General features: G+C 71.4%; 3 protein-coding genes. 2 read left to right on the forward strand and 1 reads right to left on the reverse strand.

Annotated elements, in window-relative coordinates:
- Positions 1-96 precede the first annotated feature (96 nt).
- Positions 97-1497, reverse strand: coding sequence for a PLP-dependent aminotransferase family protein (locus ABZS61_RS34675; RefSeq protein WP_356430462.1), 1401 nt, complete (start codon positions 1495-1497; stop codon positions 97-99).
- Positions 1498-1544: 47 nt separating this feature from the next.
- Between ABZS61_RS34675 and ABZS61_RS34680 the strand changes: the two genes are divergently transcribed.
- Together ABZS61_RS34680 and ABZS61_RS34685 are read left to right on the forward strand one after the other, a co-directional pair.
- Positions 1545-2042 (forward strand): carboxymuconolactone decarboxylase family protein, encoded by a 498-nt coding sequence (locus tag ABZS61_RS34680; RefSeq protein WP_356430465.1) that lies wholly within the window; start codon positions 1545-1547, stop codon positions 2040-2042.
- Positions 2043-2058: 16 nt separating this feature from the next.
- Positions 2059-2796 (forward strand): isocitrate lyase/phosphoenolpyruvate mutase family protein, encoded by a 738-nt coding sequence (locus ABZS61_RS34685; RefSeq protein WP_356430469.1) that lies wholly within the window; start codon positions 2059-2061, stop codon positions 2794-2796.
- The last annotated feature ends 140 nt before the right edge of the window (positions 2797-2936 follow it).

Raw genomic sequence — 2936 nt, forward strand, 5'->3', positions numbered from 1 at the left:
CTAGACAGCTCCACTCCACAACCGGAGGCCTTCGTCATCTCGCAGATTCAGATCGTGTCGTCACACAAACTCGACCAACCTGGCTGGGCAGTACACCTAGGGCAACACCCGGCAGAGCGCGTCCAGCGAGCCCGCCCAGGCGCTCTCCGTCGGAGAGCCGTAGCCGATCACCAGGCCGTCCCGGCCCGCGACCGCGTCCCGGTGCCGGAAGCGCGACAGCCCCTCGATCGCGAGTCCCTGCCAGGCCGCCGCCTGGACCACCGACCGCTCGGTACCTTCGGGGAGTTCGAGCACCGCGTGCAGTCCGGCCGCGATGCCACTCACCCGGATGTCCGGGGCACGCTCGGCGAGCGCCTCGACGAGCTGGTCGCGGCGGCGCCGGTAGCGCAGGCGCATCGCGCGCACATGGCGGTCGTAGGCTCCCGACGCCATGAACTGGGCGAGTGTCAGCTGGTCCAGCGTCCCTGACATCCAGTCGAAGCCCCCCTTCGCCTCGCTCACCTCTCCCACGAGCCCTTCCGGCAGAACCATCCAGGCCAGCCGCAGTCCGGGTGCCAGCGACTTGCTGGACGTCCCCAGGTAGACGACCCGTTCCGGGTCAAGTCCCTGGAGTGCGCCCACCGGCTGGCGGTCGTAACGGAACTCCCCGTCGTAGTCGTCCTCCAGGATCAGGCCCGACGCGGACCGCGCCCAGTCGACCGCCGCGGCCCGCCGGTCGGGGTGGAGAGGGGTACCCGTCGGGAACTGGTGCGCCGGGGTCATCAGCACCGCGCCGACGCCTCGCATCCCGCCCAGTTTCCCGGTCCTGGCCCCGAGCTCGTCCACCGGCAGACACGGGGTGCGCAGTCCCGCCTCGGACAGGAGGTTCCAGTGGATGTCGAGACCGTACGACTCGACCGCGGCCTCCTTGACCCGCCGCTTCCGCAGCACCTTCCCCATCAGCATCAGCCCGTGGACGAACCCGGAGCAGATCACGATGCGTTCGGGGTCCGCGTCCACACCGCGCACCCGCGCCAGGTAGTCCGCCAGCACGGTGCGCAGTTCGATGCGTCCCTGCGCATCCCCGTACCCGAAGGCCTCGTTGGGAGCGGCGGTCAGGGCGCGCCGGGACGCCTTGAGCCACTCGGCGCGCGGGAACGTCGACAGATCGGGGAATCCGGGCATGAGGTTGTGGGCAGGCCGGCGCCGTACCTGCCGGGATCGCGCCGCCCGCGCGGCCGGACGGCGCGGGGCCGCCCGTTGCGCGACCCTCGTCCCCGAACCCTGCTGTGCGGTGAGCCAGCCCTCGGCGACGAGTTCGGCGTAGGCGTCGGCGACGGTGTTGCGGGCGACTCCGAGATCGACGGCGAGCGTACGGGACGAGGGCAGCCGGGTGCCGGGGGCCAGCCGCCCCGTACGGACAGCCTCCCGCAGCGCGTTCATCAGCCCGCTCCGCAGCCCCGCGCCGACCGGTTCGATGTGCAGGTCAGCCCCGAAAGCGGCCCAGGAATCTGTCATGGAAATGGACCATACCGGTGCGCCACCGGGGCCGTAGCGTCGTAGGCATGACGACGAACGGACACCACCACACCCCCGAGCACCCCGCCCGACTGCAGTGGGCCACGCTCTCCCCCGATGTCTACAAGGCCATGGTCCGGCTGGACGCCGCCTCGCGTAAGGGACTCGACCCGACGCTGCTCGAACTGGTGAAGATCCGGGCCTCGCAGCTCAACCGCTGCGCCCTCTGTCTGGACATGCACTCGAAGGACGCGCTCGCCGCGGGTGAGTCCGCCGAGCGGATCATCCAGCTCAGCGCCTGGGAGGAGTCGCAGCACTTCTACACGGAGAAGGAGCTGGCGGCGATCGAGCTGACGGAGGCCGTGACGGTCCTGACGGACGGATTCGTACCGGACGAGGTGTACGCGAAGGCCGCCAAGCAGTTCGATGAGGCCGAGCTCAGCCAGCTGATCGCAGCCATCACGGTGATCAACGCCTGGAACCGGTTCGGGGTCGCCACCCGTCAGGTACCCGGCCACTACACGCCCGGCGACATCAAGCACTGAGGCGACGGTGAGCCCCATGAACGAGCCGGTGTCCGTCTTCCGCGCCCTTCACCACGACCGCGCTCCGGGCGACCCCCTGGTACTCCCCGGTCCGTGGGACGCCGCGAGCGCCCGTGCCTTCGCCGACGCCGGCTTTCCGGCGCTGGCGACACCGAGCGCCGGGGTCGCGGCCTCGCTCGGCCACGAGGACGGTCACACGCCCGCCGCCGAGATGTTCGCGGCAGTATCCCGTATCGTGCGCGCCGTGTCCGTTCCCGTATCGGCGGACATCGAGTCCGGTTACGGCCTGGCCCCGGCGGAACTCGTGGAACGCCTGCTGGAGGCCGGTGCGGTGGGATGCAACCTGGAGGACTCGGCAGACGGGATCCTCCTCGACCCGCATCGGCACGCGGACCGGCTCGCGGAGGTGCGCTCCGCGGCCGGCGGCCGTCTCTTCGTCAACGCCCGCGTCGACACGTACTTCAGGGGTGTCCCGGCAGGTACGGACGTGGTCGCCGAGACGATCGCCCGCGCCCGGCTCTACGCGGCCGCCGGTGCGGACTGCGTCTACCCGATCGCCGCCCCGGCCGACGACCTTCCCCGTCTTGCCGCCGCCGTCCCGGTCCCGCTCAACGCGAACGGCACACCTGACGGTCCGTCCGACGCCCGCCGGCTGGGTGAGCTCGGCGCCGCACGGATCACCTTCGGCCCCCTGCTGCAGCGACGGGCCGCCGGCGCTGTGCGCGACCTGGCGGAACGGCTGCGCGGCCGCTGAACCCTGGCATGCGAAGAGGCGCCCCCGGCAGCGGGTACCGCGGTGGACATTGAGTCCGGGGTGGGCACGGGGTGCTCGGCGCCCGAGCCGTTCGATCTCCAGCAGGTCGCCGACACCGGTGGCCTCGGCCGTGGCACGCA

The organism is Streptomyces sp. NPDC005566, from assembly GCF_040605575.1.
Lineage (GTDB): Bacteria > Actinomycetota > Actinomycetes > Streptomycetales > Streptomycetaceae > Streptomyces.